Origin of the sequence: Anaeromassilibacillus sp. An200 (genome assembly GCF_002160025.1) — a bacterium.
Classification (GTDB): domain Bacteria; phylum Bacillota; class Clostridia; order Oscillospirales; family Acutalibacteraceae; genus Caccousia; species Caccousia stercoris.
Window position 1 is genome coordinate 1 of the sequence record NZ_NFJU01000087.1, and the last position, 4387, is coordinate 4387.

Genomic DNA, 4387 nt, shown 5'->3' on the forward strand with positions numbered 1-4387 from the left:
ACAACAAGCTGACCGGTGCCGAGTTTGAGGTGTACCGTGATACCAATGGTAACAAGGAACTGGACGAGGGCGACGAGCTGCTGGGCAAGCTGGAAGAAACCAGCACCGGCATTTACGAGATGTCCCACATCCTCTACGGCGGCGTGTTCGTAAAGGAAACCAAAGCGCCGGAGGGCTTCTTGCTGGATGAAAACGCCTACTATGTGGAGATCACCGAGAACGGCAAGATTTACGAGGTAGAGAACGAGGCCGGGATTGGCTTCACCAACATGGCCCAGACCGGTTCCCTGCGGATTGAAAAGACATCCAGCGATGGGAATGTGGAGGGCTTCTCCTTCCGCGTGACCGGGGCCAACGGCTACGACCAGACCTTCAAAACTGATAAAAATGGTGAAATCTTCATCGAGGGCCTGCGCGTGGGCGATTACACCGTGTCCGAGGTGTCGGACGGGGCCAGCGCCAACTATGTGCTGCCTGCGGATAAGACGGTGACGATTTTTGCGGATAAGACCACCGTAGCGGAAATGCACAACGAGCTGCGCGACACCCCGAAAACCGGCGATGACAGCAAGCCCTGGCTGTGGGCGGCTCTGATGGGCGTATCTGCTATGGGCGCTGCCGCCCTGGGCGTTGCGGCCTATGTGGGTAAGCGCAAGAAGGGCAAAAACACCGTGAAATAACTGCGGCTTGATTCTGTGTTAGGAGGAATGATTTCATGGAACTGAAAACGATCATTGCCATTGCGCTGGTGGTATTCATCATCGGCGGCCTGATTTTCCTGAAAGTCAGAAGCCGGAAGAAGTAACCAGCCAGGGGCGGCCATGCGGGGCCGCCCCTTTTACATACCAAAAAAGAAAGGAGCTTTGCAGATGAGAGAACGATTTGAACAACGGCTGTTCCGCATATTCGCCCAGGCTGGTTATTCCCCGGTGCAGCTTCTCACCATCACCCCGGAGGAGATGGTGGAGATCCCCGGCATTACCGTTCCCAACATCCGGGCGGTGCTGTGCGTCCAGAACAAGGTGCTGGCAGACCGGAATAAAGTCCGCAGCGGCAGGCTGGTGGAGGAATTGCTGAAAGAAGCCGAAGAAAGCAGGTGTTGCCATGAATGAATTGCACCTGCTGGACATACTGGCGGCCCGGTATGGCTGTTTCATCTCCGACTTAAATCTTTCACCTATCCTGCGGCGGGCGGCCCTTTTGGACCTGTGCCGGATGGATGAGAACAGCTACCCGCTGTCCCAATGGAGAGATACGGTGCGCTACCTTACCGGGGATGAACGGGATTTTGCCAGCGTAAAAGAAATCAAGAACATTATCAAACAGGATATGGAGGCAGAGGGATGAACGATGATTCCACAGAAAAACGCATGGCCGGTGATTATGAGGTCATCCAGGCGGTGCATATAGGCGACCGGGAGGTTGTCCTGGGGGAAAATCCGCAGGATGAAACCGGCATGAAGTATATGTGCGCCTTTTGCCGGAAAAACGCCTTATTTGCAGAATACAGCGAAGTGATGGCCAGTGATGATTTCCCGGAGATTGTGGAGCTGTTCGGCCAGCGGATTGCCGAACAGGCGCAGAAAACCCACATAGAGCTGAACAAGCCCCGCATACAGGGCATAGACGACCGCCCCATCACAGCGGAGGGCTGTACCCCCATTTCCCATGAGGATGATCTGCACGGAAAAATCGTGGTGATAAAGCCGGAGGTGCTGCGCCGGGAATACCGCAGGGCTACCCGTCAACTCAAGCTCTGTATGGGAGGCTTTGGGGCTTCCCCGCACAGCAGGGGGTCAGCCTGTTACTGCGTTGACCTTTATACTGGCAAAGAGAGCCGATATGAGCGCATGGACGTGCTGGGAACGATACAGCCGGAGGAACTTCCCGGCTGGGCCAAGCATGGACTTACCACGATTCAGCAGGAACAGGCCAAAAAGAAAACCACGAAGGAGCGTGAACGATGATGGATTACAGAGAAAACGCCGGATATATCATTACGGATTCCTGTCATGTGGGCGACAGCGAATTTGTGTTGGGCGTTCATTTGACAGCGCCCCAGCAGTTTGTCACCTGGAAATGCAGTAACCGGACGGACTACGATTGGGGCCACTATTTCAGCGACCTGTTTTCCGCGCAGAAGGATTTGGTGGCGCGGGCGCAGGAGGAGGTGCAGTGCCTGGAGGAGCAGCGGCAGAACGCCATTGTGCCGGAGGTCCCTTCCTATTCCCCATGGGGCAAAGTCCAGGAATGTGAAACGCTCTGCCCCGGCGTTTATTCCGTTTCTACCCCAGGGCATGGCGGCATTATGGTGCGCCGGGAATTGGCGGAAAAGATATTCCGAAAAGAAGCGATGGGCTGCGCCTTTGTTAAGGGCGGCTACCTCTGCTTTGAGGAGGACTGCGACGCGCAGGTGGCTCTCCGGGAGCTGATGGATAAAAAGATGATCCAGGCTCTGGTGAACGAGCACTTTGGCCCAGGCGCGTATGAGGCTGTCATCAATAGCAGCGTGCAAATTCACCACCCCGAATATTGGCAGGCACGGGAAAAGGCCATATCGGAACAAAACCGACAAGCGAAAAAGAAAGGACGTGAACGATGATGGAGCTGAAAATCACCAGCATGACCCCGGCGGATCGCCTGTATGTGTACAGCCAGAGCAGCCAGCTTGAAGGGCAAACCGGCTGTATCGGCCATCTGCGCGGGGATTTTGGCGGCGGCCAGGAGTTTTTCAGTTCCTGGTTCGACCACCGGAGGGAATACAAGACGGACGAGTTTAAGGCGGAGCTTGATGAAGTGGTCAACACTCTACGGGAAAAGGACGGGCTGCTCTGCACCCGTGACAGCATGACCAGGTTTTGCTATCAGAACCCGGAGGCTGAGTTTGAGGGAAACTACTGCGCCGAGTACGGTTTTAAGGTGCAGACGCCCCAACACACCTATATGCTCCGGTGCAACCCCAATTATGGAGACTACAACTTTTACCTCTACGCCTACGTTGCCCGATTCCTGGAACACCACATGGAAAAGGCCAAACAGGGCATCCGGTTTATCACGCCCGGCTACAAGGAGCTGTTTCGTATTCCAGATGGCGACCACATCCGCATTTTCACTGGCGGCGGAGGAACCCGCGACTGCACTTGCCGGTTTATTGACGAAACCCATTTTGAAACCAGTGGAGGGTATTCCAGCGCCCTTTACCATATCTGCGAATTTGCAGAGCGTTTGGAGCAGTCTCACGGGAGCGTGATCCCACTGCGTTCTTCTCTGCCGGTGCAGTGTTTCAGTGTATTGCCCTCATCCGGGGAGCTGATTCTTCTGACCAGGGGTGAAAAAGGATATAGCCCTTGCTATGATTTTTCAACTCCTGACGCTCAACAGAATCGAGAGTTTGCAGACGACCGCAATGTGAAAAACGGCGTCACCAAAGCGCAGGAGGCCGCTATGCTGGCCGGCTCCATGTTTGGCTGGCAGACCCCAGCCGCCGATCCCAGAAACTATGACGGGCAGGGGCAGCCCATCAAGCCCAGGCAGAAAGACCGGGGTGGAGCCCGATGAAGGAGGAAAGACACGTCATCTGGAGCAATTATGGCCTGGACTATGAGGATTGGCGGGACGATCTGGAGGCAGAATACCCGGATTTATCCGAAAATGAGCGCATTTCTTTGATGTATGAAATCAATGGGGATTACCTGGATGATGAACGCGCTAACCTCAATGTGCAGCTTTCCCAGCCGATTTTGGTTGTAGGCGACCTGGGCCTGTGGAATGGTCGGCGTATGGGATATAAGGAAATCCCCAGCGGCAACATCCGAGACTGCCTGTATTCCGACACAGATTATTCCACCTGGTATGTGGACCGGCTGGGCGATCTGCGGTGCGACGCCATCCACCATGATGGCACGAACTTTTACCTCTACCGCGTTTACAAGGACAGCGCCAGCCCTTCTCAAATTGAACTGCTGAAAGAAAAACTATATCGCGGCATTGCAACCCGCGCCGATATTACGAGAGTGACCCGCAGACTGGGCGACGACATCGCCAAAGTCTACGGGTTTTCCATTCCCCGGCAGCGGCAGGCCGCCGCCATGGAAAGATGAGGTGATAAAAATGGCGTCTTTACCGCCCGTAAAACTGGATACGCATGAGGACTGGTTCAACTTGCTGATGACGGTTCTCCATCAACAGGCGGAACAGAACCCCTATGAAGAATACCGGGAGATGGCCCAAAAGCTGATCGACCAGTTTATGCGTTATGGGAGGCCCTTTGTTGACAGTGACCATGCGCCCTGCGTGGCGCTTCGGATGTACCCGAAGGAGGCCGGAAATACCATCTGGCTGTTGCTGCTCTCCCTGTGCAATTATTATGACCCGGATAAGGATTACA

8 protein-coding genes are annotated in these 4387 nt (G+C 54.8%); all 8 read left to right on the top strand.

Features of this window, described 5'->3' with window-relative positions:
• Positions 1 to 680, top strand: a 680-nt coding sequence (locus tag B5F35_RS17610; RefSeq protein WP_275532274.1) for an LPXTG cell wall anchor domain-containing protein, incomplete at its 5' end; no start/stop codon positions are given.
• Positions 681 to 869: 189 nt separating this feature from the next.
• Entirely contained in the window at positions 870 to 1112 is a 243-nt protein-coding gene (locus tag B5F35_RS17615; RefSeq protein WP_087242929.1) for a hypothetical protein, read from the top strand.
• Positions 1105 to 1347 carry a hypothetical protein gene (locus tag B5F35_RS17620; protein WP_087242933.1) on the top strand — a complete coding sequence of 81 codons (243 nt, stop codon included), beginning with the start codon at positions 1105 to 1107 and terminating at the stop codon, positions 1345 to 1347. The genes B5F35_RS17615 and B5F35_RS17620 overlap by 8 nt, the downstream gene beginning before the upstream one ends.
• Positions 1344 to 1967 carry a hypothetical protein gene (locus tag B5F35_RS17625; protein ID WP_087242935.1) on the top strand — a complete coding sequence of 208 codons (624 nt, stop codon included), beginning with the start codon at positions 1344 to 1346 and terminating at the stop codon, positions 1965 to 1967. The genes B5F35_RS17620 and B5F35_RS17625 overlap by 4 nt, the downstream gene beginning before the upstream one ends.
• A complete protein-coding gene (locus B5F35_RS17630) occupies positions 1964 to 2602 on the top strand; it encodes a DUF7007 domain-containing protein (RefSeq protein WP_087242937.1) in 639 nt (212 codons plus the stop codon). The genes B5F35_RS17625 and B5F35_RS17630 overlap by 4 nt, the downstream gene beginning before the upstream one ends.
• Entirely contained in the window at positions 2599 to 3558 is a 960-nt protein-coding gene (locus B5F35_RS17635; RefSeq protein ID WP_242969582.1) for a hypothetical protein, read from the top strand. The genes B5F35_RS17630 and B5F35_RS17635 overlap by 4 nt, the downstream gene beginning before the upstream one ends.
• Entirely contained in the window at positions 3555 to 4100 is a 546-nt protein-coding gene (locus tag B5F35_RS17640) for a hypothetical protein (protein WP_087242938.1), read from the top strand. The genes B5F35_RS17635 and B5F35_RS17640 overlap by 4 nt, the downstream gene beginning before the upstream one ends.
• Positions 4101 to 4110: 10 nt before the next feature.
• The coding region (locus B5F35_RS17645; RefSeq protein WP_087242939.1) for a hypothetical protein at positions 4111 to 4387 on the top strand (277 nt) is incomplete at its 3' end.

Excerpts from the sequence above, each read along its gene's own strand:
- B5F35_RS17615 (WP_087242929.1), top strand. The coding sequence starts at position 870 with ATGAGAGAACGATTTGAACAACGGCTGTTCCGCATATTCGCCCAGGCT.
- B5F35_RS17620 (WP_087242933.1), top strand. The coding sequence starts at position 1,105 with ATGAATGAATTGCACCTGCTGGACATACTGGCGGCCCGGTATGGCTGT.
- B5F35_RS17625 (WP_087242935.1), top strand. The coding sequence starts at position 1,344 with ATGAACGATGATTCCACAGAAAAACGCATGGCCGGTGATTATGAGGTC.
- B5F35_RS17630 (WP_087242937.1), top strand. The coding sequence starts at position 1,964 with ATGATGGATTACAGAGAAAACGCCGGATATATCATTACGGATTCCTGT.
- B5F35_RS17635 (WP_242969582.1), top strand. The coding sequence starts at position 2,599 with ATGATGGAGCTGAAAATCACCAGCATGACCCCGGCGGATCGCCTGTAT.
- B5F35_RS17640 (WP_087242938.1), top strand. The coding sequence starts at position 3,555 with ATGAAGGAGGAAAGACACGTCATCTGGAGCAATTATGGCCTGGACTAT.